Origin of the sequence: Roseomonas sp. FDAARGOS_362 (assembly GCF_002754815.1) — a bacterium.
Taxonomy (GTDB): Bacteria; Pseudomonadota; Alphaproteobacteria; order Acetobacterales; family Acetobacteraceae; genus Roseomonas; species Roseomonas mucosa.
Genome location: NZ_CP024588.1, coordinates 2,688,388 through 2,711,688, shown reverse-complemented (window position 1 = coordinate 2,711,688; position 23,301 = coordinate 2,688,388). Strand labels below are relative to the sequence as shown.

23 protein-coding genes are annotated in these 23,301 nt (G+C 71.2%); 6 read left to right on the top strand and 17 right to left on the bottom strand.

The window, feature by feature from the left end:
- Positions 1-148: 148 nt before the first annotated feature.
- Positions 149-1,276 carry a sensor histidine kinase gene (locus CTJ15_RS25160; protein ID WP_289781964.1) on the bottom strand — a complete coding sequence of 376 codons (1,128 nt, stop codon included), beginning with the start codon at positions 1,274-1,276 and terminating at the stop codon, positions 149-151.
- 268 nt (positions 1,277-1,544) lie between these two features.
- Between CTJ15_RS25160 and CTJ15_RS17050 the strand changes: the two genes are divergently transcribed.
- Complete coding sequence (locus CTJ15_RS17050) at positions 1,545-2,264, top strand: Crp/Fnr family transcriptional regulator (RefSeq protein ID WP_226945969.1); 720 nt, start codon at positions 1,545-1,547, stop codon at positions 2,262-2,264.
- Positions 2,265-2,290: 26 nt separating this feature from the next.
- Here CTJ15_RS17050 and CTJ15_RS17045 read toward each other — a convergent pair whose 3' ends face one another.
- From CTJ15_RS17045 to CTJ15_RS17035, 3 genes are all read right to left on the bottom strand, one after another.
- Positions 2,291-3,109 carry an IS5 family transposase gene (locus tag CTJ15_RS17045; protein WP_099780839.1) on the bottom strand — a complete coding sequence of 273 codons (819 nt, stop codon included), beginning with the start codon at positions 3,107-3,109 and terminating at the stop codon, positions 2,291-2,293.
- 136 nt (positions 3,110-3,245) lie between these two features.
- The gene (locus tag CTJ15_RS17040) at positions 3,246-4,007 is read right to left on the bottom strand and encodes an IS110 family transposase (RefSeq protein WP_193009610.1); all 762 of its coding nucleotides are present in this window, start codon (positions 4,005-4,007) and stop codon (positions 3,246-3,248) included.
- Between the two features lie 207 nt (positions 4,008-4,214).
- On the bottom strand, positions 4,215-4,886 hold the full coding sequence (locus tag CTJ15_RS17035) for a haloacid dehalogenase type II (RefSeq protein ID WP_019462920.1): 672 nt from the start codon (positions 4,884-4,886) through the stop codon (positions 4,215-4,217).
- A gap of 210 nt (positions 4,887-5,096) precedes the next feature.
- Here CTJ15_RS17035 and CTJ15_RS17030 point away from each other — a divergent pair, with 210 nt between their 5' ends.
- On the top strand, positions 5,097-5,978 hold the full coding sequence (locus tag CTJ15_RS17030; protein WP_083755686.1) for a GNAT family N-acetyltransferase: 882 nt from the start codon (positions 5,097-5,099) through the stop codon (positions 5,976-5,978).
- Positions 5,979-6,035: 57 nt separating this feature from the next.
- Here CTJ15_RS17030 and CTJ15_RS17025 read toward each other — a convergent pair whose 3' ends face one another.
- The 10 genes from CTJ15_RS17025 to CTJ15_RS16980 form a co-directional block, all read right to left on the bottom strand.
- Entirely contained in the window at positions 6,036-6,698 is a 663-nt protein-coding gene (locus CTJ15_RS17025) for a phosphoribosylanthranilate isomerase (RefSeq protein WP_099781750.1), read from the bottom strand.
- Positions 6,699-6,708: 10 nt separating this feature from the next.
- Positions 6,709-7,446: an orotidine-5'-phosphate decarboxylase gene (pyrF, locus tag CTJ15_RS17020; RefSeq protein WP_019462923.1), complete on the bottom strand. Its 738-nt coding sequence runs from the start codon at positions 7,444-7,446 to the stop codon at positions 6,709-6,711.
- A 150-nt stretch (positions 7,447-7,596) separates the two neighbouring features.
- Positions 7,597-7,953, bottom strand: coding sequence for a LapA family protein (locus CTJ15_RS17015; RefSeq protein WP_226945968.1), 357 nt, complete (start codon positions 7,951-7,953; stop codon positions 7,597-7,599).
- A gap of 242 nt (positions 7,954-8,195) precedes the next feature.
- A complete protein-coding gene (ihfB, locus tag CTJ15_RS17010) occupies positions 8,196-8,522 on the bottom strand; it encodes an integration host factor subunit beta (RefSeq protein WP_019462925.1) in 327 nt (108 codons plus the stop codon).
- Between the two features lie 25 nt (positions 8,523-8,547).
- Positions 8,548-9,474 carry a signal peptide peptidase SppA gene (gene sppA, locus CTJ15_RS17005; protein WP_019462926.1) on the bottom strand — a complete coding sequence of 309 codons (927 nt, stop codon included), beginning with the start codon at positions 9,472-9,474 and terminating at the stop codon, positions 8,548-8,550.
- Positions 9,475-9,624: 150 nt separating this feature from the next.
- A complete protein-coding gene (gene dapB / locus CTJ15_RS17000) occupies positions 9,625-10,416 on the bottom strand; it encodes a 4-hydroxy-tetrahydrodipicolinate reductase (protein WP_075822939.1) in 792 nt (263 codons plus the stop codon).
- A gap of 186 nt (positions 10,417-10,602) precedes the next feature.
- Positions 10,603-11,034, bottom strand: a complete 432-nt coding sequence (locus CTJ15_RS16995; RefSeq protein WP_019462928.1) for a PRC-barrel domain-containing protein — start codon at positions 11,032-11,034, stop codon at positions 10,603-10,605.
- Between the two features lie 145 nt (positions 11,035-11,179).
- Positions 11,180-11,590 carry a winged helix-turn-helix domain-containing protein gene (locus tag CTJ15_RS16990; protein WP_369923590.1) on the bottom strand — a complete coding sequence of 137 codons (411 nt, stop codon included), beginning with the start codon at positions 11,588-11,590 and terminating at the stop codon, positions 11,180-11,182.
- A gap of 45 nt (positions 11,591-11,635) precedes the next feature.
- Positions 11,636-12,973 (bottom strand): MFS transporter, encoded by a 1,338-nt coding sequence (locus CTJ15_RS16985; protein ID WP_019462930.1) that lies wholly within the window; start codon positions 12,971-12,973, stop codon positions 11,636-11,638.
- A gap of 421 nt (positions 12,974-13,394) precedes the next feature.
- Entirely contained in the window at positions 13,395-14,675 is a 1,281-nt protein-coding gene (locus CTJ15_RS16980) for a penicillin-binding protein activator (RefSeq protein WP_193009609.1), read from the bottom strand.
- On the opposite strand from CTJ15_RS16980, the gene rsmI reads away from it, so the two are divergent.
- Entirely contained in the window at positions 14,639-15,598 is a 960-nt protein-coding gene (gene rsmI, locus CTJ15_RS16975) for a 16S rRNA (cytidine(1402)-2'-O)-methyltransferase (protein WP_099782192.1), read from the top strand. The two genes, CTJ15_RS16980 and rsmI, sit on opposite strands and share 37 nt — an antisense overlap.
- On the opposite strand, the gene CTJ15_RS16970 is transcribed toward rsmI, so the two are convergent.
- A complete protein-coding gene (locus CTJ15_RS16970; protein ID WP_099781748.1) occupies positions 15,577-16,527 on the bottom strand; it encodes a polysaccharide pyruvyl transferase family protein in 951 nt (316 codons plus the stop codon). The two genes, rsmI and CTJ15_RS16970, sit on opposite strands and share 22 nt — an antisense overlap.
- A complete protein-coding gene (locus tag CTJ15_RS16965; protein ID WP_019462934.1) occupies positions 16,524-17,540 on the bottom strand; it encodes a polysaccharide pyruvyl transferase family protein in 1,017 nt (338 codons plus the stop codon). Before CTJ15_RS16965 ends, CTJ15_RS16970 begins: the two co-directional genes overlap by 4 nt.
- A gap of 298 nt (positions 17,541-17,838) precedes the next feature.
- Here CTJ15_RS16965 and CTJ15_RS16960 point away from each other — a divergent pair, with 298 nt between their 5' ends.
- Both CTJ15_RS16960 and CTJ15_RS16955 read left to right on the top strand, forming a co-directional pair.
- Positions 17,839-18,096, top strand: a complete 258-nt coding sequence (locus CTJ15_RS16960; protein WP_019462935.1) for a GlsB/YeaQ/YmgE family stress response membrane protein — start codon at positions 17,839-17,841, stop codon at positions 18,094-18,096.
- A gap of 85 nt (positions 18,097-18,181) precedes the next feature.
- Positions 18,182-18,688: a CsbD family protein gene (locus CTJ15_RS16955; protein ID WP_075822729.1), complete on the top strand. Its 507-nt coding sequence runs from the start codon at positions 18,182-18,184 to the stop codon at positions 18,686-18,688.
- A gap of 156 nt (positions 18,689-18,844) precedes the next feature.
- Here CTJ15_RS16955 and CTJ15_RS16950 read toward each other — a convergent pair whose 3' ends face one another.
- Positions 18,845-22,501: an indolepyruvate ferredoxin oxidoreductase family protein gene (locus tag CTJ15_RS16950; protein WP_075822730.1), complete on the bottom strand. Its 3,657-nt coding sequence runs from the start codon at positions 22,499-22,501 to the stop codon at positions 18,845-18,847.
- 253 nt (positions 22,502-22,754) lie between these two features.
- Here CTJ15_RS16950 and CTJ15_RS16945 point away from each other — a divergent pair, with 253 nt between their 5' ends.
- Positions 22,755-23,243: an Lrp/AsnC family transcriptional regulator gene (locus tag CTJ15_RS16945; protein ID WP_019462938.1), complete on the top strand. Its 489-nt coding sequence runs from the start codon at positions 22,755-22,757 to the stop codon at positions 23,241-23,243.
- Positions 23,244-23,301 lie beyond the last annotated feature (58 nt).

Genomic DNA, 23,301 nt, shown 5'->3' with positions numbered 1-23,301 from the left:
ATGGTGGCCGTCAGCCCTCGGGTTGATCCCTGGGCGCAGGTGGAGACGCGGGGTGCCTGAAAAGAAAGATACCGTGTTGAAGGGCAAGAGGGATGAGAGGGTATACGTGCTCCCGACCGAAAGCGGGCCATCGCTTCCGTCCACGATGTCAGTCTGCTTCCACGCTGATTGGCAAGCAGATGTGGCACTCCACGCCTTCGGGATGGAAGCCGAGCTTCACCGTGCCGCCGAGATCATGCACCAGCCCGCGTTCCAGCAGCCTCGAACCGAAACCACGGCTGGGCGGCGGGATAACGGGCGGGCCGCCGTGCTCGCGCCACAGGATATCCACGAACCGGCTGCCCCCCTTGCCCTTGCGCAGGCTCCAGCGGACAGCCACGCCGCCCTCGGGCACCGACAGCGCGCCGTACTTCGCCGCGTTGGTGGCCAGCTCGTGGAAGGCCAGCCCGAGCATCTCCACCGCGCTGGCCGGCAGCCGTACCGGCGGGCCTTCCAGGGTCACGCGGTCGGCGTCGCCGTAAGGGAGCAGTGCGCGCTCCACCACCTCGGCCAGCGGAGCCCCGTCCCCGTCGCCGCTGGTGAGCAGCTCGTGCGAGCGCGCCAGGGCGATTAGCCGGGCGGTCAGCACGTCCCGCACCTCCGGGCTCACGCCGGCCCGGTGCAGGGTCTGGCCCGCGACCGCCTGCACGGTGGCCAGGACGTTCTTTACCCGGTGCCCCATCTCGGCCAGCCGCAATGCCCGGCGCTCCTCCTCGGTCCGGCCCGCGGTGTCGTCGCGGAACACGTTGAGGAAGCCCTCCACGCGCCCGTCGCCGTCGGTCAGCGGCATCATCGACCCGCTGGCCCAGAAGCGGGCGCCGTCACGCCGCAGGTGCCAGCGCTCGTTGAGCGCGCGCCCGTGCTCCCTCGCCCGGCACAGCTCGCCCACGAATACGCCGGCGGCGCGGTCCTCAGCGGTGAAGAACACCTCGCCCGAGCGGCCGAGGATTTCGGGCTCAGCGTAGCCCAGGATGGCGCGTGCCCCGGCGTTCCAGCCGGTGATCTGCCCGCCGAGGTTCATAGTGATCACGGCGTAGTCGGTCGCGCTGTGCAGCAGCCGCTCGGCGTGCTCGAGCTTCGCCCGCAGGATCCTGTTCTCGGCTCTGAGGGCCGCGACAGAGTCGGACGATAGCTCATCAGGCTGATGCCCGCCTCCGTCCACCCAGGGTGAGGACGTCTCGGAGGAGGTGTGCCCGTCCAGGTTCGGTGTGGCACCGGTGGCAGGCTCCGTCGACACTCGCAGGCTCCACGTAACACGTTCGCAGGGCCTCTCCCCTGCCAGTCACGGCAGCGGTTGACTGTCGGCTTCCGTACACTTGGCACGGGCAAGCCAGCATCATCGGATCCAACGGGGGGAGATGCGATTCACCAATAATTCTGGGCCGAGGGTTTGCTCAAGACCTTCTGTCCCCTATGTCTTGGGCATCACCCGCGGAGACCCTCCGGCGCGGGTGGCTGAGAGATGCCAAGCACTCCCGCCGACACCTGTCGCCTGGGATCTGTTCTTGGCCCATTCGTCCGCACCCGTGCCGCGCAACCGTCTGCTCGCTGCCCTCCCAGCCGAGAGCCTCAATAGGCTCTGGCCCCAGCTGGAGCCGGTCGAGATGGCCCTCCGGCAGAACCTGATGATGCCGGACGAGCCGATCACGGCGGTCTACTTTCCCGAGGTGGGCTGGGCCTCGATGCTGGCACTGCTGGCGGACGGCAACTCCGCCGAGGTCGGCCTCATCGGCAACGAGGGCATGATTGGCCTGCCCCTGTTGCTGGGAGTTGATAGCGGCGCCGTGGAGGCCCTGGTGCAGGGACCCGGTACCATGCTGCGGCTGGGCGCCAGCGCCTTCCAACAGTCCCTGGAGGAGATCCCCGAGCTGGAGCGGCTGCTGATGCGCTACGCCCTGGCCTTCCAGGAGCAGGTCACCCAGACCGCGGCCTGCAACGGCCACCACGCCTTGGACCAGCGGCTGGCGCGCTGGCTGCTGATGGCCCACGACCGGGCCGAGGGCGACGAGTTCCCGATGACGCAGGAATTCCTCGCCCTGATGCTGTGCGTGCACCGTCCTGGCGTCACCGTGGCGGCTCGGCTGTTCCAGCAAGCTGGACTGATCCGCTACGGCCAGGGCCGGATCGTGATCGCCGATCGCGACGGCCTCGAAGCCGTCGCCTGCGAGTGCTACGGCGCCGTACGGCGCCGCTTCGGTCACCTGCTAGGTTTGGCCAAGGGCTGACCGTGTCTGCTCGTTAAGACCCCGTTTCATAACGGCTGAGCCAGACGCCGGACGAGGATCATGGCGGCGGCGAGGGTGAAGAAGGCGACGGCGGAACCGACGGTGGCCTCGTGATCGCGAGCGAGGCGTCGGCAGCGGCCGAACCAAGCGAAGGACCTCTCCACCACCCAGCGCCTGGGTTGCACGGCGAAGCCTTTCTGGCCGGGTGCGCTGCCGATGATGGTAACGGCGACGGGGGAGGCTCGGGCGACCCGCGGACCGGCGTAGGCGCGGTCGGCGAAGCAGCGGGCCAGGAACGGCCAAGGGCGGCGCGACATGGCCAGGAGGGCCGCACCCCCTCGGCTGTCATGCAGGCAGGCGGGCGAGATGGCGGCGAGCAGGAGCCTACCGTCCGTGTCCACCAGGGCGTGGCGCTTGCGGCCCGTCACCTTCTTCCCGGCATCGTAGCCGCGGACACCTTTCACGCCGACACCGCCCGAGCGGACGGATTGGGCGTCCAACACCGCCGCTGTCGGTGAGGCCTCTCGGCCGACCCGCTCGCGGTCGGCCATGATGAGGGCGTGCGCCAGTCGCTCGAAGGTGCCCCGGCGCGAGAGGCGCAGGAACCAACGGTGCACGGTCCCGGGCGGCGGGAAGTCGCGGGGCAGATGCGCCCAGGCGCAGCCGGTACGGAGCACGTAGAGGATCGCATCGACCACCCGCCGCATCGGCCAGGACCGGGGTCGTCCGGTCTTTGCAGGGCTTGGCAAGAAGGGCTCGACCAGGGCCCACTCGGCATCGGTTAGGCACGTTGCATAAGGCTGGGAGCCGCGCGCAAGCTGCGCGCGGGCGGCAGGGGTCCACATGGGCCACCTCGAAGGACGTCAGACACCCTCCGAACGCGCAGAACTCCCGCCGCTCATCCCGCCTCAGCCGTTATGAAACGGGTTCTAAGGGCCTTTCGGAAGCGGCTTGCCGCCGAAGCTAAGTCTGCTGTCCACCTTACCCGGTGCTTCCCCGGATTAGATGCCGGATTAGATGACCGTCATGGTTCTCGGCTTCCAATGCAAAAGGCCTTTGCGATCGAACTATCGCGTGCGCGAAGACCAGGAGCTTCCGAGCGATCACCAATAGAATGACTTTTGGGGGCTTACCCGCCGCCCTCATGCGCTGCACGAAGCCGGCCAAGGCAGGATTGCGGCGCCTGCTGCTAAGCGCACACATGTACAGCGCACGACGAAGGCGCTCCGTTCCCATCCTGCTGATGCGGCCTGGGCGGCGTACTGTGCTGCCGGAGCTGTACTCCTGAGGGGACAAGCCGGCAAAGGCTGCAAGGCCCTTCGGGGGGAACCTATCAATGTTTGGCACTTCGGCCAGCAGCACAGGGGCAGTGACTGTCCCGATCCCTGGTATGCTCAACAACAGCTCATGGTTACGGCTCAGCACAGGATCGGATGCCACCACTTCCTGCACCGCATCCATGACAGCTTCGATCTCCCGATCCAGCCAATCCAGGTGAGCCGCGATCGAAGCAGCAACCGCAGGTGATGCCGTTCCGGACTTCTGGCGATTTATCTCCTGGACTCTTGCGACCTTCAGCCCCTCGCAGCGGCGCACCAATTCGCGCAACTCCCGCAGATGAGTGGCCGGTGGCACCCAGGCCGAAGGGTCATGTGCCCGGCAGGACCGGGCGATTGAGGCTGCGTCCAGTTTGTCGGTCTTGTTGCGCAGCAGTTCGCTTTGCCCGTAGGCCTTGACCCGCATACCGTGTCCACGCCCGTGGCACCGGCAGTCCGCCGGAGAGCCATGCTCTCCGGCGCGATCCGGCGTCAGCGAGAACCAACTCATCGGGTCCAGGGCACGCAGTGTCCTGGCGGATAAGGGGGGCCGGGGGAAAAGGCGGAGCCTTGTCCCCCGGGACAGCGCAACGCCAGACCGTGAGGCGCGACCCGGTGGGCGGCGCCTACCGGCTCAGAGGCCGAGCAGGCCCGGCAGGCCGCCGATATCGGGGATCTCGTGGTAGCCGTAGAAGGTGTTGCCGCGCGGCTCGTGCCCGCGGTTGACCCAGGCCTTCATGGTGATGCCGAGGTCATGAGCCGTCATCAGGTCGTAGCGGAAGCTCGACGAGACATGCAGCACCTCCTCCGGCCGGGTGCCGAGCCGGTCGAGCATGTATTCGAAGCCCTTCATGCGCGGCTTGTAGGACTGCGCCTGCTCGGCGGTGAAGACGGCGTGGAAGGGTGCTTCCAGCTTCGCCACGTTGCTGTGGATCTGCTCGTCCGAGGCGTTGGAGAGGATGACGAGCGGGAATTCCTTCGCCACGCGCTTCAGCGGCTCCGGCACGTCCGGATGTGGCCCCCATCCCGGCACGGCGCGGTAGAAGACGTCGCCGTCGCCCTCCTGGCTGGCAATGCCGTGCTTGCGGCAGGTGCGGCGGATGGCGTTGTCCAGCACCTCCGCATAGGGCTTCCAGGCGCCCAGCACCTCGTCGAGGCGATAGGCGCTGAAACTGCCCAGGAAGGCGTCCATCTCCGCCGCCGGCACGCGGCCGGCGAAATGCGCGCGCGCCACCTCCCCCATCCGGAAGTTTGTCAGCGTGCCGTAGCAGTCGAAGGTGATGAAGCTGGGGCGCAGGCGGGGCATGGGGCGCTGCCTTTCCATCCGAATCCGGCGCTGGCCGGGACGGGGGCGATCCTATCCGCGAAGTCCGGGCCGCGTGCATTCCCCTTTGGCGGGGCGGCGCGAAAACGGATGCCCTTGCCGCCGTCCCGCCTCTATGGCTGTTCCTCCGGTGCCGGCGCCTTCCTGGGGGGGGCCTCTCCGGTGAGCATGGCGAGATCCGAGGAGTGACGCATGGCCAACCGGCAGGAAAGCCCCCCGCCCGGCGGCGCGGTCGCGCGCCCCATCCTGCGCTCCCTGGCCCTGTCGGACCTGCCGGCGGCCCGGGCCCTTTCCGCCGCCCAGGGCTGGCCGCACCGGGAAGAGGACTGGCGCTTCGTCCTCGGACTCGGCGAAGGGGTGGCGGCGGAGCATGACGGACAACTCGCCGGCACGGCGCTCGGCTGGCGCTATGGGCCGGGCTTCGCCACGCTCGGGCTGGTGATCGTTTCCGAGGCGGCGCGGGGACGCGGCATCGGCCGCGCGCTGACCGCAGCCGTGCTGGACCGGCTGGGACGCCGCACCGTGCTGCTGAACGCCACGCACGACGGATTGCCGCTCTACCGCTCCCTGGGCTTCGCACCGGGATGGGAGATCCGCCAGCTCCAGGGCGCATCCTTCTCCCCGCCATCGGTGGCGCCACCGCCCGGGCACCGGCTGCGCCCCCTGGACTCCCGCGACGGCACCGTGCTGGCGGCGCTGGACGAGCGCGCCACCGGCATGCCGCGCCAGGCGCTGATCGCGGCGCTGCTGTCCGTGGCGGAGGGCGTGGTGCTGGAGCGGGAGGGCGAGGCGGTGGGCTTCGCGCTGCTGCGCCGATTCGGCCATGGGCAGGTGATCGGCCCGGTGGTGGCGCCGGACGAAGGCGGCGCGCGGGCGCTGGTCGCGCACTGGCTGTCCTCGCGTCCCGGGCAGTTCATCCGGCTGGACGTGCCGGCGGAAACCGGCCTGCCCGGCTGGCTGCGGAGCCTCGGGCTGGAGGATGCCGGGCCCGCCACCGGCATGGCGCACGGCACGCCGCCACGCCCGGACGGCACGCTGCGCCGCTTCGCCCTGGTCAGCCAGGCACTGGGCTGAGGACCGCGGGAGCGCCGGAGCCGGTGTGGGGCGAGGCCGACGGGAAGCGCGGCCGGATCAGCCCGCCCGGCCGCCCTCGCGCACCGTCTGCACGAAGGCGGCGATCAGCGCCGGGTCCTTGACCCCGCGCGCGCGCTCCACGCCCGAGGAAAGGTCCACCCCCGGGGCGCCGGCCTGCCGCACCGCCGCCGCGACATTGGCCTGGGTGAGCCCCCCGGCCAGCAGCCAGGGGCGCGGGATGTTCCGTCCGGCCAGGAGGCGCCAGTCGAAGGTGACGGCATTGCCGCCGGGGAGGGTGGCCCCGGCGGGCGGCTTGGCGTCGAGCAGGAAGCGGTCCACCACAGGGGCGTAGCCGGCCAGGGCGGCGAGGTCCTCCGGCACGGCGATCCCCAGCGCCTTCATCACCGGCAGGCCGAAGCGGGCACGCAGCGCGGCGCAGCGTTCCGGGGTTTCCGCCCCATGCAGTTGCAGCATGTCCAGCGGCACGGCGGCGAGCACGGCCGCCACCGCCTCCTCGGAGGGATCGACGAAGAGCCCCACCCGCAGCGGCCCGCCTTCCGCGGCGGCAGGCGCCAGGGCGGAGAGCTCGGCGGCCCGTTCCGGCGAGATCGCGCGGGGCGAGGGGGGAAAGAAGACGAAGCCCAGCATCTCGGCCCGCGCCTCGCGCACCGCCGCCATGGCGGCGGGGTCGTTGATGCCGCAGACCTTGACCAGCGTCATCGCCGGGGCCTCAGGGCGCGTCGCCCAGCGGGGCGAGTTCCGCCACCACCGCCCGCGCCGCCGCCACGGGGTCCGCGGCATTGGTGATCGGGCGGCCCAGCACGATCCAGTCCGCACCGGCGCGGATCGTGTCGGCGGGCGTGGCCACGCGCGACTGGTCGCCCGGTTCCGCACCGGCGGGCCGCACCCCCGGCACCACCAGCATCGGCCGGTCGCCGAAAGCGTTGCGGATCAGCGCGGCCTCGTGCGGCGAGCAGACCAGCCCGTCCGCCCCGGCCTCCAGCGCCAGCCGCGACAGGCGCAGCACCTGCTGCGACGTGCCGCCGGACACGCCGGTCTCGGCCAGCATGGCGGCGCTCAGGCTGGTCAGCACCGTCACCGCCAGGATGGCCGGGCGCGCCTCGCCGCCAGCCTCCTCCGCCGCCCGCCGCGCTGCCGCCACCATGGCCGCCCCGCCCGCCGCGTGGATGGTCAGCATGGCTGGCCGCACCGCACAGGCCGAGCGGACCGCGCCGGCCACGGTGTTGGGGATGTCGTGCAGCTTGAGGTCCAGGAAGACCGGCATCTCCCCGGCCACGTCGCGCACCGCGCCGGGTCCGGCAGCCACGAAGAACTCCAGCCCGAGCTTCAGCAGCCCCACCTCGGGCGAAAGGTGCCGCGCCAGGCTGGCGGCCTTCGCCGGGTCGGGCGTGTCGATGGCCACGATCAGTTGCTTCCGGCCGGGGCGGGGGCGGGCGATCAGGGGCATAGGCACCTCGGGGGCAACGGGACGGGTCTGGGTCGCCCCTTGCCTCGGGGCGGGCATGGGCGGGAGGCGAAGGAAGAAGCCGGCCGGATCGCGCGGTGCGGAAGCAGGTCCGCTCCGGCCCGGCCGGCTGCCGGGGTTATAGGGGCTCGCTCAGGGGGCCGGTAGCGCAACCTTGGCGGGGCGGCGTCCCATCGCCTCGCCGCCCTCCGGCACCTGCCGCACCACCTGGGCCCGCAGCTGCGCCAGTTCCGATTCGAGCTGTCGCACCGTCTGGGCCAGGCGCCGCGCCCGCCGGCGGGCGCCCAGCGAGGCCATCCAGGTCACCAGCGCGCCCAGCAGGAAGGCGAAGGCGGAAACCGACAGCACCGCGACGGCGAGCGGCGTTTCCCAGGCGAGGTCGAAGGGCCAGAAACGGACAGGGACCGGCGCCGTGTTCGACAGGGCGAACAGCACCAGGACAAGCAAAAGGGGCCCGATCAACAGCCAGCGCCACATCGTCTTCGTCACTCCGCTTCTGTTTCAGCCCCGCCGATCCCCAGGCTTCCGGAGAAGTGCCCCCCTTGGGCCGCAGGGGCAAGGCCCTCGGAGCGTCCGGAAGGGCAAAACGGGGAGAGGCCGGCTCCGCTGCCAGGAAAGTGCCGGGAACGAGGGGTGCCGGGGGCACCCCGGGGGCCGCCTTCCGGCTCCGCCTGGCCGGGCCTGCGGCCACGCGCCCTGGCGGTTCCGCGACCCGCGCCCGTGACCGCGCCTCAGTCCCCGGCGACCGGGCGTTCCTTGCCGCCCCGGCTCTGCAACGGGCCGCCATTGACCCGTTCCCGCAACTCCTTGCCCGGCTTGAAATAGGGGACCGCCTTGCCGGTGACCTCCACCGCCTCGCCGGTGCGGGGGTTGCGGCCGGTCCGGGGATCGCGGCGCTTGGCGGTGAAGGCGCCGAAACCGCGCAACTCCACCCGGTCGCCCCGTGCCAGGGCGGCGGAGATTTCCTCCAGGATGGTGGCCACGATCAGTTCCACATCGGGCTGGCGCAGATGAGGGTTCGCCGCGGCCAGCGCGGCGATCAACTCCGATCTGGTCATCCCGTCCAAAACCCCCCGCAGCCGGTCAGCGTGCGGCAGGCTGCCAAAGCGCCAGGGCGCCGTCAACGATCCCGATCGATGCAAGCCCTTCGGAAACAAGGCTTTTCGCGAAGGAGGTGACGTAGCGCGACAGTCCACGCCGTCCCGTTGTATCCAGGTCACGCGCCTCGGGCGTTTCCGGGATGCCGTGCTTCTCCTTCAGCCAGGCCCGGGCCTCGCGCTCGCCGCCGATGGCATCCACCAGGCCGAGGGCCAAAGCCTGCCGCCCGGTGTAGATTCGCCCGTCCGCCAGCTCCCGCACCCGCGCTTCCGGCAGGTTGCGGCCCTTGGCCACCATCTCCACGAAGCGCGACTGGATATCCGCCACCACGCCCAGCAGCACCTCCCGCCCCTGCTCGGTCAGCGGCGAGAAGGGGCTGGGCTGCGCCTTCAGCGGGCCGGAGGTCAGCGTCTCCGCCTTCACCCCCAGCGTGTCCATCAGCTGGTTCACGTTGAAGCTCTGCAGCAGCACCCCGATCGAGCCGGTGAGCGTGGCATCGCGCGCGAAGATGCGCTCCGACGGCATGGCGACCATGTAGGCCGCCGAGGCCGCCGTGCCGCCCATCACCGCCACCACCGGCTTGCCGGATTCGCGGAAGCGCATGAGCGCCGAATACAGCGCCTCGCCCCCCGCCACCGTGCCGCCGGGGCTGTCGATGGACAGCAGCAAGGCACGCGTCCCGGCCCGTTCCGCCGCGCGGTCCACCGCCCGGACGACGTCGCGGTCGTCGGTGATCGTGCCGCTGACCACCAGCCGCGCCACGGGCGAGCCGGTGCCGAACCCCTCCATGTCCCGGGGCGCGAAGAGCACGGCCAGGAGCGCCAGGGCCGCCAGCACGGCGCCGCCGCGCCACAGCGCCCTGCTCCGCTTCAGGCGGCGCCGGTCGATCAGGGCATCAGGGTCGAGGGACATGGTGAAGGCTCATGCCGTCCCGCCGGCGCCGGGTCAAATCCCGTCGGCGGTCACGCATCACTTCCTGCGTCGCTCTGTCCCCGGGGCGAGAGGCGGAGCCTCTCCCCCGGCGGCCAACCACGAAGCGCAACGCCCCTGGAACCCGCCGGATCAGCCCATGCCCAGCACGTGCTTCATGTCGTAAAGGCCCGGGGACTGGCCCAGGAGCCAGAGCGCTGCCCGCACCGCGCCGGTGGCATAGACGCGGCGGTCGAAGGAGCGGTGGGTCAGGGCGATCTGCTCGGTGCCGGCGGCGAAGAGGAGCGTGTGCTCCCCCACCACCTGCCCACCGCGCAAGGCGGCGAAGCCGATGGCGCCGGTGCGGCGCGGACCGGTATGGCCATCGCGGCCGCTCTCGGTGCCTGCCTTTTCCAGCGTGGTGCCGCGCCCGCGCGCCACGGCACGGCCGAGCGCCACCGCCGTGCCGGAGGGGGCGTCCACCTTCTGGCGATGGTGCATCTCGACGATCTCGGCATCGTACTGCTCCGGTGGCAGCGCCGCCGCCATGCGCTCGGCCAGGGCGAAAAGCAGGTTCACGCCCGGCGCGAAATTGGCCGCATAGACGATGGGGATCTGTGTCGCCGCCTCGGCCACGGCGGCTTCCTGCACCGCGGAAAGGCCGGAGGTGCCCAGCACCAGGGGCTGCTTCGCCGCTATCGCGGCGGCGAGGTGCGCCTCCACGGCCTCCGCGCGGGTGAAGTCGATCACCACGTCGCTGTTTGCGCAGAGGGAAGCGGCATCGGGGAAGATGCGGTAGGGCCCGACCTCGCCGGAACGGCGCGTGCCACCGGAGACAATGGCACCGGCCTTCGCGCTTTCCTCGGCCAGCAGGACACCCATGCGGCCCGCGATCCCCAGGATCCCAATCCGTGCCGCCACCTGGCTCGTCTCCGCTGCTGCCATCACATCCCTGCCTTGTCCCATCCGGGCGCGGTTCGCCCGGCGCCGGCCCATGCAACAGATCAGGGGCGGCGTCCATCGCCGGCCCGGCGAGCGCAGCGGGCGCAGCCATCATTCCGCGGAAAGGCCGGCATGAAGAAGGGCGGAGTTTCCTCCGCCCCCTTTCCAGCCACCGGACCGGATCGCCGTTCAGAAGCCGGCGTTCCAGTAGGGTGCCTTGTAGTAGTCGTAGACCCGACGCCCATAGGCATCGTCGTTGAAGTCGATGCCTTCATCCGCCCCGTAGGAAGGTGCGGACTGCAACTGTTCCCGCGTCATGTCCACGACATAGCCGCCCTGGGCGGTGTCGTAGGTCAGGGTGGACCAGGGCAGCGGGTGGTACTTCTCGCCGATGCCGAGGAAGCCTCCAAAGCTCATTACCGCGAAGGCCACCTTGCCGCTGACCTTGTCGAGCATGACGTCCTCGACGGTGCCGAGGCGCTCGCCCTCGCGGTTGTAGACGGCCGTGCCCTCGACCTTGCTGGCCGAGATCAGGCGGTTCGGCACGTCGCCTTCCGGGCTCGCCGGCGTGCTCACGGCGGGGATGCCGGAGAGGTTGGGGTCGCCGATCGTGGTGCTCATCCTGTTTCCTTCCGCATGGTCGTTCGCCGATAAGGGGTCACGATGCTTGCGGAGCACCGTGGTGGAAGGAAAACGAATCCGCCGCGCCACGGGTTGCCGCCAGGTGGCCAGAGGGTGGCCAGGGGGTAGCCAGGGGGTGGCCCCATCAGGCCCCGCCGGGCTCCCCGTCCTCCTCGGGCCGGAGCAGGGCCAGGAGGCGCGGCAGGGCGGCCGCATGGGCCTCTGCCTCGATGGATCGGTACTCGCGGATCACCCTTTCGCCGAGCCGGGTCAGCCGCGTGCCGCCGCCGCCGGCCCCGCCGGCCGCCGTCTCCACCACGGGCCGGCCCAGGCCCCGGTTGAGGTCCTCCACCAGCTCCCAGGCACGGCGGTAGGACATGCCCAGCGCCCGACCGGCGGCCGAGATCGAGCCGTTGCGGCCGATCTCCTCCAGCAGCCGTACCTTCCCCGGCCCGATGCGGAGCCCGGGGGCGGGGTCGAGGCGGATGCTCAGCCCCGGCCCGGCTTGCTCCCCGGCCGGGTCGCCGGATATCGCCGCTGTCCTGCGCCGTGCCATGCCGGGCATCCCATCACGCGCACCGGCATCGGGCAATCCGGCCGCTCAGCGCAGCTCCATGCGCCGGATCGGTCCGACGATGACGAGGTAGCTGAGCATCGCCACCAGCGCGTTGGCACCGACGAAGACCAGGGCGCCGTTGAAGGAGCCGGTGGTCTGGATGATATAGCCGATCACGATCGGCGTGGTGATCGAGGAGATGTTGCCGAACATGTTGAACAGCCCGCCGCTGACGCCCGCGATCTGGCGCGGCGCGGTGTCGGAGATCACCGCCCAGCCCAGCGCGCCGATGCCCTTGCCGAAGAAGGCGAGCGCCATGATCAGCACCACCAGCCACTGCTCGTCGGTGTAGTTGCAGATCACCATGCTCATCGACAGCAGCATGCCCGCGACGATCGGCACCTTGCGCGCCACGGTCAGCGAGTGGCCGCGCCGCAGCAGGGAATCCGACCAGACGCCGCCCAGCACGCCGCCGAGGAAGCCGCAGATCGCCGGGATGGAGGCGACGAAGCCGGCATTCATGATCGACATGCCGCGCTGCTGCACGAGATAGACGGGAAACCAGGTGATGAAGAAGTAGGTCAGCGCGTTGATGCAGAACTGGCCCAGATAGATGCCGAGCATCATCCGGTTGCTGACAAGGTCCGCGAGGTAGGACCAGCGGAAGGTCGCGGCCCTGGCCTGGTCGCCGGCCTTCGCGGGCTGGTCCATGTTCACCAGCGCGCCGCCTTCCTCCAGGTAGCGCAGCTCACCCTGGGTGATGCGCGGGTGATCCTTGGGATCGTAGATCACCTTCAGCCAGACGAAGCTGACCAGGATGCCGAGGAAGCCCATGAAGTAGAAGACGGAGGGCCAGCCGTAGGTGAAGGTCAGCCAGCCCATGATCGGGGCGAAGAGCACCGTGGCGAAGTACTGCGCCGAGTTGAAGATGGCCGATGCGGTGCCGCGCTCCCTGGCCGGGAACCAGGCGGCCACGATGCGCCCGTTGGCCGGAAAGGACGGTGCCTCCGCGAAGCCGACCAGCAGGCGCAGCACGAAGAGGGCATAGGCCGCCGCGGCGAGGCCGACCACGGCCACCTCTCCCTGCAGCAGGGTGAAGAGCGACCAGATGAAGATGCTGAAGAAATAGACTTTCTTCGAGCCGAAGCGATCGAGAAGCCAGCCGCCGGGGATCTGCCCGATCACGTAGGACCAGCCGAAGGCGGAGAAGACGAAGCCCATCTCCACGGCGCTGAGGCCCAGGTCCTTGGACAGAACGGGGCCGGCGATGGCCAGGGTGGCGCGGTCGGCATAGTTCACGATGGTGACCGCGAAGAGCATGGCCACGATGCTGAAACGCACCCGGCCGACACGCGTCCCTTCGGCCGCGAGAGCAGACGACATCGGTTTCCTCCGGCTTTTCGGGAATCCCGGCCTTGGCGGCCGGGGTATCGCTCACTTGTTCCATTCGCGCGCGGGACGCGCTGCACGCGGTCCAGGCTCGACCGCCGCCCTTCGTGACACCCTGTCCGGGGCTTATCTCCGCAGCAGCGAAGCTACTATATCAGATAGCAGAGTTGGGAGGCATCCGGGATTATGTGACGGATCTGTCAGGCGGGTGTCACGCCGGGACAAGGTTCGAAAAGGGCCCCGTTGGTCCGCCGCCTTGCCGGGATCGGGGCGCAGCAGTCCCGCCACCCCGGGCCAATCCCAGGCGGGGACTGGAGGAAAATACCACGCCCCCGGCGACAGGGGTTCCGGGGGCGGGCGGCGCCTCCCCCGGGGAGCGGAAACAGGCGCGACGCCGCGGTTCAGGCGGGGCCGGTCAGAGCCCGGCCTCGGGCAGCGTGGCCGGCTCCACCACCCGCGGCTCGCCGCCCGGCTGCAGGGCGTAGAGGGCCAGGGCGCGCTGGGTCTGGCCATCCGGGCTCAGGCGCAGCCCGCCATCGGCGCCCAGGACGATCTCCCCGATCGGCAGGGTGGCGGGGGCGTTGGGCCCGCCCTGGGTGGCCCGGGCCGCCACGGTCGCGGCGTCATAGGCCACGGCGGCCAGGCGCGGCGGCGTGTCGCCGAAGGCCTGCCGGTAGCGGCTGTTGAACTGCTCGTGCGCCGTGTTGTCCGGGCCAGGGAAGACGGCGCCAGCCAGCGCGGGCTCCTGGCCCAGCGTGGCCGCGTCCTGCGCCCAGAGCGCCGTGCCGGCGAGGCGCAGCGGCGGCACCACCACCCCGGCCTCGGCCAGGGCGGCGGCGAACTGCCGCGCCCGGCTGCCGCCCTCGGCCAGGATCAGCAGGCCGATCGCATCGGCCTCCGGCACGGCCACCGGCGGCGGCGCGGCGGGATCGGTGGCGACGACCGGGGCGGGGGGCTTCAGCCGTGCCGCGAGGTCCTTGGCCGCCATGGCCGGCAGGGCTCCGGCGGGATAGGTGGAGATCAGCGGCGGCAGCAGCCCCGCCTCCTGGCTGGCGGTGCGGAGCGTGGCGGCGAGCTGCTGCGCATAGGCCCCGTTCGGCGCGGCGAGGCCGATGCGCCGCACCCCGGCCGTGGTGGCGGCGCTGATCAGGCGGCGGACCTGCTGCGCCGGGGTCACGCCCAGGGTCCAGACGCCGTTGCCCGCGACATTCGCATCGTTGGTGAAGGCCAGCATCGGGATGCTGGCGGCGCGCGACACGGCGGCGGCCCCGCCGGTCTCGCCCGAGGTCAGGGGGCCGACCATCACCCGTGCGCCCTCGGAAACCGCCGCGCGCGCCGCCTCGGCCGCCCCGGCCGCGCTGCCGCGCGTGTCGTGCGGCACGAAGTCCACGCCGGGGCTCGCCTGTTCGAACAGGGCCAGGGTGGCGGCGTTCAGCATGGCCTGGCCGAGCGGCGCCTGGCTGCCGGACAGGGGCAGCAGCAGCGCGACCCTGGCGCGCGGTGGCTCCGGCGCGTTGGGGGCGGTGGCGCCGGCCGCATAGGGGCCGGCCGCGGGGCTGCGGGGTTGCGCGGCACAGGCGCCGAGTGCGAGGACCGCAGCCAGCAGCGGGAGATGCCGGAATGGGGACCAGAACGGGGACCGGGATGGGGAATTCCCAAATGGCCGGCGACGAGGACGAGGGGGTTGCGGCTTCACCGGCTGAGCTTCCTCCTGACGAGACACATGACGCTTCCCCCGGACTCTCGCCGGGCGGCGGCTCCGGCGCCAGCCTTCCGGGCCTTGTTCTGGTGGCCACCCCGATCGGCAACCTGGGCGACCTCTCGCCACGGGCCGTCGCCGCCCTGAAGGGGGCGGACGCCATCCTGTGCGAGGACACCAGGGTGACCGGACCCATGCTCGCGCGCCAGGGGGTAGGGACCAGTCTGATCCCCCTGCACGACCACAACGAGGCGAGCATGGTGCCCCGGCTGCTGGAAAGGCTGCGGGGCGGCGCCCGGCTGGCCCTGGTTTCCGATGCCGGCACGCCGCTGGTGAGCGATCCGGGCTTCCGCCTGACCCGCGCCGCCATCGATTCGGGCCTGCCGGTCACCGCGATTCCCGGGCCGAACGCGGCGCTGGTGGCACTGACCCTGTCCGGCCTGCCGCCGCATCCCTTCCTGTTCCACGGCTTCCTTCCGGCCAAGGCGGCGGCGCGCACCGTCGAGATCGGCCGCATCGCCGGGCTGGAGCGGTCCGGGCTGCGGGCGACGCTGATCCTCTACGAATCGCCGCACCGGTTGGCGGAGTCCCTGGCCGCCCTGGCGGAGGGGCTGGGGCCGGACCGGCCGGCGGCGGTGGCGCGGGAGCTGACCAAGCGCTTCGAGGAGGTGCGCCGGGCCAGCCTGGGCGAGCTCGCCACGCATTACGCCGTGCATGCGCCGCGGGGCGAGATCGTGCTGGTGATCGGCCCGGCGCCGGACGAGGCCGTCCCCGGCGAGGCCGACCTGGATGCGCAGATCCGCGCCGCCCTGGCCACCGGGGCCTCGCTGCGCGACGCGGCGGCGATGGTGGCGGCGGCGACCGGCCTGCCACGGCGGCAGGTCTATGGCCGCGCCCTTCAACTCGGCAGCACGCGGTAGCGGCTGCCGGGCGCGAGGCGGTTGGCGAGGGTTCCGGCGGCACGGCCGACCTCGTGGTCGGCATGCGGCGCCAGGGCGAGACAGGGGATGCCGGCGCTGGCGGCGAAGGCGACCGGCAGTTCGCGGCCGCCGATCACCTGGTCGCAGGCGGCGACCCAGCCCTTGAAGCGGGCCGGGGTCATCTCCCGCCGCCAGGAGGCGGCGTCCTCCGGCCCAATCTCCACGACCGGGGAGCGGGGCAGGAAGCGGGCGGCGCAGTCGCGGATGGCGCGCAGGTCGTCGCTGCCGCCCTCGCCCTGCCGCACCACCGGCAAGGGCACCACGGTCCAGCCGTCATAGGGGGCAAGGTATTCCGCGACCAGGGCTTCGTGCTTCGCGAAGACCTCGCGCGTCTTCTGGCTGTCGCTGACCGAGAGGCCCAGCCTCGGGCCGGGAGGGGGAGCCTGGGGCAGTTCCGGCAACAGGTCGCCCTCGGGGAAGGCTTCCAGCCCCGCCCACCAGGGACAGCGCCATTCCACCATCGAGCCCAGCGTGCGGTGGTCGCGGGCACTGGCCTCGTCCAGCGCCTCCAGCACCGCGCGCACCTCCGGCGCGGGGCGGTAGAGCGGCCCCCAGGGGAAGATGGAGAGGCTGCGCAGCCCGGTCCGCAAACCCCGCCCGCGCAGCAGGCCCAGGCGCAGGATCAGGTCCACCGCCCGGTTGTGGTCCGACATGGGCCCGGTCAGCAGGGCGCGCCGCGCCTCGGCCGGGGTCGGGGTGTTCGGCGGCAGCAGGCTGGCGAGCGGCAGGATGCGCGCCGTCGCCTCCGGATCGTCGGTGGCGACGAGGGCGGCCCGGCCCAGCGGTGCGGCGGCGTGCTGCAGCGCCGCCTCGCCCGCCAGATCGCCGCGCCCGAACTCGCCGAGAAAAAGGGTGGGTTCGGGCGTCATCCCGGATGCTCCTCCAGCCCGATGCAGGCCGAGCCGGCGGGAAGCTGGTTGGCCAGGGTCACGAAGACGCGGCGCACGCTGTCATCCTCCATCGGCGAGAGGCCGATGGTCGGCACCCCGGCGCCCAGCCCGTGGATGCAGTTGTGCTTGCGCTGCGAGACCAGCGTGTCCAGCCGGGCGATGATGCCCTTCAGCCGGCGCGGCGTGACCTCGCTGCCCCAGAAGCCGCGCTCGGTGAGCTGCGGCGCCACGATCTCCCGGTCCCCAAGGAACATCCCGGCGAAGCGGTGGAAGCCGCTGCCGTCGTCCTCCTCGTCGGAATCGACATGCAGGGTGGAGCAGATCGGCACCACCGCATGGTCGGGGAAGCGGGCGAGCAGGGTGCGCACCGTGCCGCCATCCGCCTCCAGGCAGCGGGCCATCTGGTTCGTGTTGATGATGGAGATGCCGAGCAGCTTCCGGCCACGCGGCAGGATCGCCTCCGCGAGATCGCCCTCCGCCGCGATGGCGCGCTCGGGGTAGCGGGTGACGCCCGGCACCACCGGCACGCCCCATTCCGCCACCATGTCCACCGAGCGGTGGTCGCGCACGGTGAAGGAGGCGAGGTTCTCCAGCACCCGGCCCAGCAGCGGGTGCGGCCAGCCCTCGCCCGGTCCGTACTCCATGCCCGCCCCGGCGATGCGGGCGATGCCGATGTTGTGGACATGGACAGGGATGCCGCGATCCAGCGCGGCCGCCATCCAGGGCAGGTACTCCTCGAAATCCGCCCGCCCGCCGATGCCGCCGCCGCCATAGACGACGCGCTGCGGATCCAGCGCCAGCATTTCCTCCAGCGTGGCGAAGGTACCGGCAAGACCCGGCACGCAGCGATTCGTCCAGGCGGGATTCTGCGTGAAGGCGAAGGCGCCGCCGGAGGGAGGCTCTCCCGGCGGGAATTCCTGCATCGCCTCGATGAGGCAGAGTTCGTCGCCCAGGTTGCCGTAGCCGTAGGCGCCGATGAAGGCGGTGCGCATGGCAGGTGGGTCGCATGGCCCGGCCCCGCCGCGCAAGAGGCAAACTCGCGCATCGCGCGAGTGAAGGGCGGATTTCCACACTCCGAAAGCCGGAAGTCTGGAACTGTGCGAGGGCTTTCCGGAGCGGCATCCCCGGACGCACCTCGGTGAGCGGACCCGAAGGTATCCGTGGGACAGCCCCACGGAAGTCCGGCCGGCTTTGTGTGACCCATATGGCAACCCGAGGCGGCCTGCGCGCTTGTTGCCGATATGGCAGCCTCCCTGAAGAGGCCTGCCGCGCAACGATCTGGAGCGGAACATGTCGATCATCGGCTGGCTCATCCTCGGGCTGATCGCCGGCTTCATCGCCAGCAAGCTCGTCAACAAGACGGGCTCGGGGGTGATGCTCGATATCATCCTGGGCATCGTCGGCGCCGTGGTCGGCGGCTGGCTGTTCAGCGCCTTCGGCGGAGCCGGTGTGACCGGCTTCAACATCTACAGCATGATCGTGGCCGTGATCGGCGCGATCATCGTGTTGCTGATCTACCACGCGGTGGCCGGCCGGCGGACCGTCTGAAGACGCCCGGGGGCCACCCGCTCCCGGCGGCGCAACAAGGCCCGGCAGGCAAGTTTTCCAGCAAATTCCCGGAGAAGACACGGACATGGACGAGAACAAGATCGAAGGCACGGCCCGGAACCTCGGCGGCAAGGCCGAGGAGGCCACGGGCAAGCTGACCGGCGATGCCAAGACCCAGGCGGAAGGCAAGGCCGATCAGTTCTCCGGCAAGGCCCAAAAGACCTATGGCGACGCCAAGGAGGCCGCTTCCGACGCGGCGGACGGTGCGAAGGAAGGGGCCGCCAAGCTCTCCGAGAAGGCGGGCGAGGGCTATGACCAGGCCAAGGCCGCGGTGAGCGACGCGGCGGAAGGGGCCACCGGCGAGATCGCCCGCCTGCGCGCCCAGGTCGAGGAGCTGATGCGCGAGCGCGTGAAGCCCGCCCTGAACGACGCCGCCCACAAGGCCAGCGACTATGCCCACCAAGCGCGCGACACGATCGGCGAGAAGGCTGGGCAGGCCGGCGAGACGATCAAGGAGCGCCCGCTGCTCTCGCTCGCCATCATTGGCGTGGTCGGCTTCGTCATCGGCCGGTTGACCTCCGACCGGCTCTGATCCGGGCGGTCCGCCGCCTTCATTCCGAAGAGCAATCCGGCGCCCGGGGAGAAATCTCCCCGGGCGCCAGTTCCGTTCCGGGGGTGTGGCGTTTGCTTGTGGCCGGCCCCGGGGGAGGCCCGCCTGCCCCCCGGGACGGCGCAAGGCCTGCCGGGATCAGCCGGCCATGACCACCTGCGCTCCTCTGGCCGGGTGGCCGGGGCGGAGCTGGAGGCTTTCCTCCCCCCGGAGGCGGGACAGGAGCTCCGCCCGGCGCTGACTGGCATGGGCGAGATGCCGCTCCCGCACCGGGCCGTAGCCCCGGATCTGTTCCGGCAGGGCGGCGAGTTCCACCGCCACGGCGTGGTTGTGCGGGTTGAGGCGGCGCAGCACCTCCTCCATGTCCTGCTCGTAGGCGGCCAGGATCTCCCGGTGCATCCGCCCGTCGGCGCTGTGGCGGAAGGGGTCGAGCACGGTGCCGCGCAGGCGGCGCATCCGGGCCAGGACGCGCAGCGCGCGCAGCATCCAGGGGCCGTAGCTTTGCTTGCGCGGCTCGCCGGTCTCCGGGTCCTTCCGCGCCCAGAGCGGCGGCGCCAGGTGGAAGTTCAGGCGCCAGTCGCCCTCGAACTGCTCCTCGACACGGCGGAGGAAGCTGGTTTCGGTGAAGAGCCGCGCCACCTCGAACTCGTCCTTGAAGGCGAGGAGCTTGTGGTGATAGCGCGCCACCGCCTCGGCCAGCTCGACCCGGCCAGGCACGCGCTCCGCCTCCGCAGCGCGTATCCGGGCCACGAAATCGCCGTAGCGGCGGGCATAGGCGGCGTCCTGGTAGGCCGTCAGCTCCTTCAGCCGGCGCTCCACCAGTTCGTCCAGCGTGGCGGAAAGGCGCAGCGAGGGCACGCGGCGCTCCGTCGGGTCGGCGGCGCGCTGCACCGCCTCCAGGTCCAGCACCGCCTGCCGGCCCCACTGGAAGGCACCTTGGTTCATCGCCACCGCGGCGCCGTTCATCTCGATCGCCTTGAGGATCGAGGCGGCCTCCAGCGGGATCAGCCCCTTCTGGTAGGCATAGCCCACCATGAAGAGGTTGGTGGCAATGGAATCGCCCAGCAGGGCGGTGGCGAGCCGCGTGGCGCCGACGAAGATCGCCGCGCCCTCGCCGCCGCAGGCCTCGTCGATCTGCCGCTCCATCTCCGCCAGCGGGAACTGCGGGTCGCGGTGCCGCGCCACGTCGCCGCTGCGGGCCTGGGCCGCGAAGCCGCGCACGAAGTCGCTGGTGACGGAGAAGTCGCTGTTCACCACGGCATGGGTGAGGCCGGCGCGCATTCGCGTCAGGCTTTCCTCCGCCGCGGCCACGACGATGTCGCAGCCGAGCACGAGATGCGCCTCCCCGGCGGCGAGGCGGGCGGCGTGGATCTCCTCCTGCCGCGCGGCGATGCGCAGATGCGACCAGACCGGCCCGCCCTTCTGCGCCAGCCCGGCCATGTCGAGGGCGGAGATGCCTTTGCCCTCCAGCGTCGCCGCCGTGCCGAGCAGCGCGCCGATGGTGACGACGCCGGTGCCGCCAACGCCGGTCACCAGGATGCCGTAGGGTTCCGCCAGCGCCGGCTTCGGCGGCTCGGGCAGGGCCGGGAGGGCGGCGGCGGCTTCCGCCGGAGCGGCGGGCGCATCGCCCTTGCCCTCCACGGAGGTCTGACCGCCCGAGGCGCCCAGGCCGCCGATCGGAGCCAGCGCCTTGCCCTTGCGCAACTGCCCGCCCTCCACCGTGACGAAGGAGGGGCAGAAGCCGTCGAGGCAGGAGAAGTCCTTGTTGCAGGAGGACTGATCGATCTGCCGCTTGCGGCCGAACTCGGTCTCCACCGGCACGACGGACATGCAGTTGGACTTGGCCGAGCAGTCGCCGCAGCCCTCGCAGACGCGTTCGTTGATCACCACGCGGCGCGCCGGATCGGCCATCAGCCGGCGCTTGCGGCGGCGGCGCTTCTCGGCGGCGCAGGTCTGGTCATAGACGAGCACGGAAACGCCGGAATATTCGCGCAGATCGCGCTGCACCCGGTCCAGCGCGTGGCGCTCGAACAGCGGCACGTCCCCCGGCAGCGTCACGCCGTCATAGCGGGCGAGGTCGTCCACGACGACCACGACGCGCTCCACCCCCTCCGCCCGCACCTGCGCCACGATCTGCGGCACGGTGAGCGTGCCCTCCACCGGCTGGCCGCCGGTCATCGCCACCGCGTCGTTGAACAGGATCTTGTAGGTGATCGGCACGCCCGCCGTGACCGCCTGCCGGATCGCCAGCAGGCCGGAATGCGAGTAGGTGCCGTCTCCCAGGTTGGCGAAGACGTGCTTCGTTTCCGTGAAGGGCGCTTGCCCGATCCAGGCCACGCCCTCGCCGCCCATGTGGGAGAAGGTCTGCGTGCTCTCGGCGCGCAGCCAGGTGGCCATGTAGTGGCAGCCGATCCCCGCCAGCGCGCGGCTGCCTTCCGGCACCACGGTCGAGCTGTTGTGCGGGCAGCCGGAGCAGTAGTGCGGCACGCGCAGCGCCGTGGTGCGCGGCCGGGCGAGGGATTCCTCCTTCGCCGCCAGGAAGGCTAGCCGTTCGCGGATGCGCTCGCCAAGCGCGAAGGGCAGGTCGTGGAAGCGCCCGATGCGGCGGGCGATGACGCGGGCGATCAGCGCCGGCGTCAGCTCGCCCGCGGCGGGAAGCTGCCAGTCATGCACCGGCAGCTCCCACTCGCCCTTGTCGTCGTACTTGCCGATGACGCGCGGGCGCACGTCCTCGCGCCAGTTGTAGAGCTGTTCCTTGAGCTGGTACTCGATGACCTGGCGCTTCTCCTCGACGACCAGGATCTCCTCCAGCCCCTCGGCGAAGTGGCGCACGCCCTCGGCATCCAGCGGCCAGGGCATGCCGACCTTGAAGACGCGCAGCCCGATCGCGGCGGCCTGCGCGTCGTCGATGCCGAGCTGGTCCAGCGCCTGCCGCACGTCGAGATAGGACTTGCCCGTGGTGACGATGCCGAGCCGCGGGCGCGGGCTGTCGATCGCCACGTGGTTCAGCCCGTTCAGCCGCGCATAGGCCATGGCGGCATAGGCCTTGTGACGCTGCAGCCGCATCTCCTGCGCCAGCGGCGAATCCGGCCAGCGGATGCCCAGCCCGTCGGGCGGCAGCGGGAAATCCTCCGGGATGCGGGTGGCGATGCGGAAGGGATCGAGCGAGATGCCGGAGGAGGTCTCCACCGTGTCCGCCACGACCTTCAGCGCGACCCAGCAGCCGGAGAAGCGCGACATGGCCCAGCCATGCAGGCCGAAATCCAGGATCTCCTGCACGCTGGCCGGGTTCAGCACCGGCATCATGGCGGCGGCGAAGATGTGGTCGCTCTGGTGCGGCAGGGAGGAGGACTTGGCGCCGTGGTCGTCGCCCACCACGGCGATGACGCCGCCGAAGGGGGAGGTGCCGGCGGCATTGGCGTGCTTGAACACGTCCATGGTGCGGTCGGCACCCGGCCCCTTGCCGTACCACATGCCGAAGACGCCGGCATGTTTCGCGCCGGGAAAGAGGTTGACCTGCTGCGTGCCCCAGACGGCGGTGGCGGCGAGGTCCTCGTTCAGCCCGGGCTGGAAGCGGATGCGGTGCTCCTCCAGCGCCTTGCGCGCCTTCCAGAGCGACTGGTCCAGCCCGCCGAGCGGCGAGCCGCGATAGCCGGAGATGAAGCCCGCCGTGTCGAGCCCGGCGGCGGCATCGCGCTCGCGCTGCAGCATCGGCAACTGCACCAGCGCCTGGATGCCGGAAAGATAGCGCAGCCCCGTGGCCGGGGCGGCGGCGGGAAGCGGCGCGTCAAGCATGGCGCGGCGCCCCGCCGGTAAGCATGCGGGCCATGCCGGGATGGTCCCGGTGCCCCGGACCCTGGCGGGCCGGGATTCTTCCCTCGGAGACAAGAGGTGAAACGCTGGCGACGGATCGCTGCATGGACGCTTCTCCTGCTTCTTTTGACTTTTATCTTACATCGGTCTTTCTCATCTTTCGTTGCGTCGATCCGCATCTGGCGGGAGGATCGCGCATGGTTCTTCCCCTGAAAGCCGCCGCGGCGATTGGAATATGCGCATAGCCCTGGATGCCATCGACCTGCGCCTGCTGGCCGCGCTGCAACGGAATGCCTCGCTTTCCAGCACCGAACTGGCCGAGCAGGTCGGGCTCTCCCAGGCGCCCTGCTGGCGCCGCGTGCGACGGCTGGAGGAGGCCGGACTGGTCCGGCGCCGCGTGGCGCTGCTGGACCGCAGGCTGCTTGGCCTGGAACTGATGGTCTTCGCCCAGGTGAAGCTCGCCACCCATGGCCGCGACACGCTGCCGGGCTTCGAGGACGCGGTGCGGCGCCGGCCGGAGGTGCTGGACTGCTTCTCCCTGCTGGGCGGGACGGACTACCTGCTGCGGATCGTGGTGCCGGATGTCGATGCCTATGAGCGCCTCTACCGACACCACCTGTCGCAGCTTCCCGGCGTGCGCGAGATCATCTCCAGCATCGTGATGTCGGAGATCAAGATGACGACGGAACTGCCGCTGCCAGGGCCTCAGGCATCGGTGTCGTAGCGCCGCGCCTCGTGGCAGCCCCCGGCCGAGGCTCCGCCTGCCCCCGGAAGCCCCACCG

Bases quoted from the DNA above. Each gene is read 5' to 3' on its own strand.
- ihfB (WP_019462925.1), bottom strand. From the start codon at position 8,522: ATGACCAGATCGGAGTTGATCGCCGCGCTGGCCGCGGCGAACCCTCAT.
- CTJ15_RS16960 (WP_019462935.1), top strand. From the start codon at position 17,839: ATGTCGATCATCGGCTGGCTCATCCTCGGGCTGATCGCCGGCTTCATC.
- CTJ15_RS16985 (WP_019462930.1), bottom strand. From the start codon at position 12,973: ATGTCGTCTGCTCTCGCGGCCGAAGGGACGCGTGTCGGCCGGGTGCGT.
- CTJ15_RS17045 (WP_099780839.1), bottom strand. From the start codon at position 3,109: ATGTGGACCCCTGCCGCCCGCGCGCAGCTTGCGCGCGGCTCCCAGCCT.
- CTJ15_RS16950 (WP_075822730.1), bottom strand. From the start codon at position 22,501: ATGCTTGACGCGCCGCTTCCCGCCGCCGCCCCGGCCACGGGGCTGCGC.
- CTJ15_RS17040 (WP_193009610.1), bottom strand. From the start codon at position 4,007: ATGCGGGTCAAGGCCTACGGGCAAAGCGAACTGCTGCGCAACAAGACC.
- CTJ15_RS16990 (WP_369923590.1), bottom strand. From the start codon at position 11,590: ATGGCACGGCGCAGGACAGCGGCGATATCCGGCGACCCGGCCGGGGAG.
- dapB (WP_075822939.1), bottom strand. From the start codon at position 10,416: ATGGCAGCAGCGGAGACGAGCCAGGTGGCGGCACGGATTGGGATCCTG.
- CTJ15_RS17030 (WP_083755686.1), top strand. From the start codon at position 5,097: ATGGCCAACCGGCAGGAAAGCCCCCCGCCCGGCGGCGCGGTCGCGCGC.
- CTJ15_RS16995 (WP_019462928.1), bottom strand. From the start codon at position 11,034: ATGAGCACCACGATCGGCGACCCCAACCTCTCCGGCATCCCCGCCGTG.
- CTJ15_RS16965 (WP_019462934.1), bottom strand. From the start codon at position 17,540: ATGCGCACCGCCTTCATCGGCGCCTACGGCTACGGCAACCTGGGCGAC.
- CTJ15_RS16970 (WP_099781748.1), bottom strand. From the start codon at position 16,527: ATGACGCCCGAACCCACCCTTTTTCTCGGCGAGTTCGGGCGCGGCGAT.
- rsmI (WP_099782192.1), top strand. From the start codon at position 14,639: ATGGCCGGCGACGAGGACGAGGGGGTTGCGGCTTCACCGGCTGAGCTT.
- CTJ15_RS17025 (WP_099781750.1), bottom strand. From the start codon at position 6,698: ATGACGCTGGTCAAGGTCTGCGGCATCAACGACCCCGCCGCCATGGCG.
- CTJ15_RS16945 (WP_019462938.1), top strand. From the start codon at position 22,755: ATGCGCATAGCCCTGGATGCCATCGACCTGCGCCTGCTGGCCGCGCTG.
- pyrF (WP_019462923.1), bottom strand. From the start codon at position 7,446: ATGCCCCTGATCGCCCGCCCCCGCCCCGGCCGGAAGCAACTGATCGTG.
- sppA (WP_019462926.1), bottom strand. From the start codon at position 9,474: ATGTCCCTCGACCCTGATGCCCTGATCGACCGGCGCCGCCTGAAGCGG.
- CTJ15_RS17035 (WP_019462920.1), bottom strand. From the start codon at position 4,886: ATGCCCCGCCTGCGCCCCAGCTTCATCACCTTCGACTGCTACGGCACG.
- CTJ15_RS16955 (WP_075822729.1), top strand. From the start codon at position 18,182: ATGGACGAGAACAAGATCGAAGGCACGGCCCGGAACCTCGGCGGCAAG.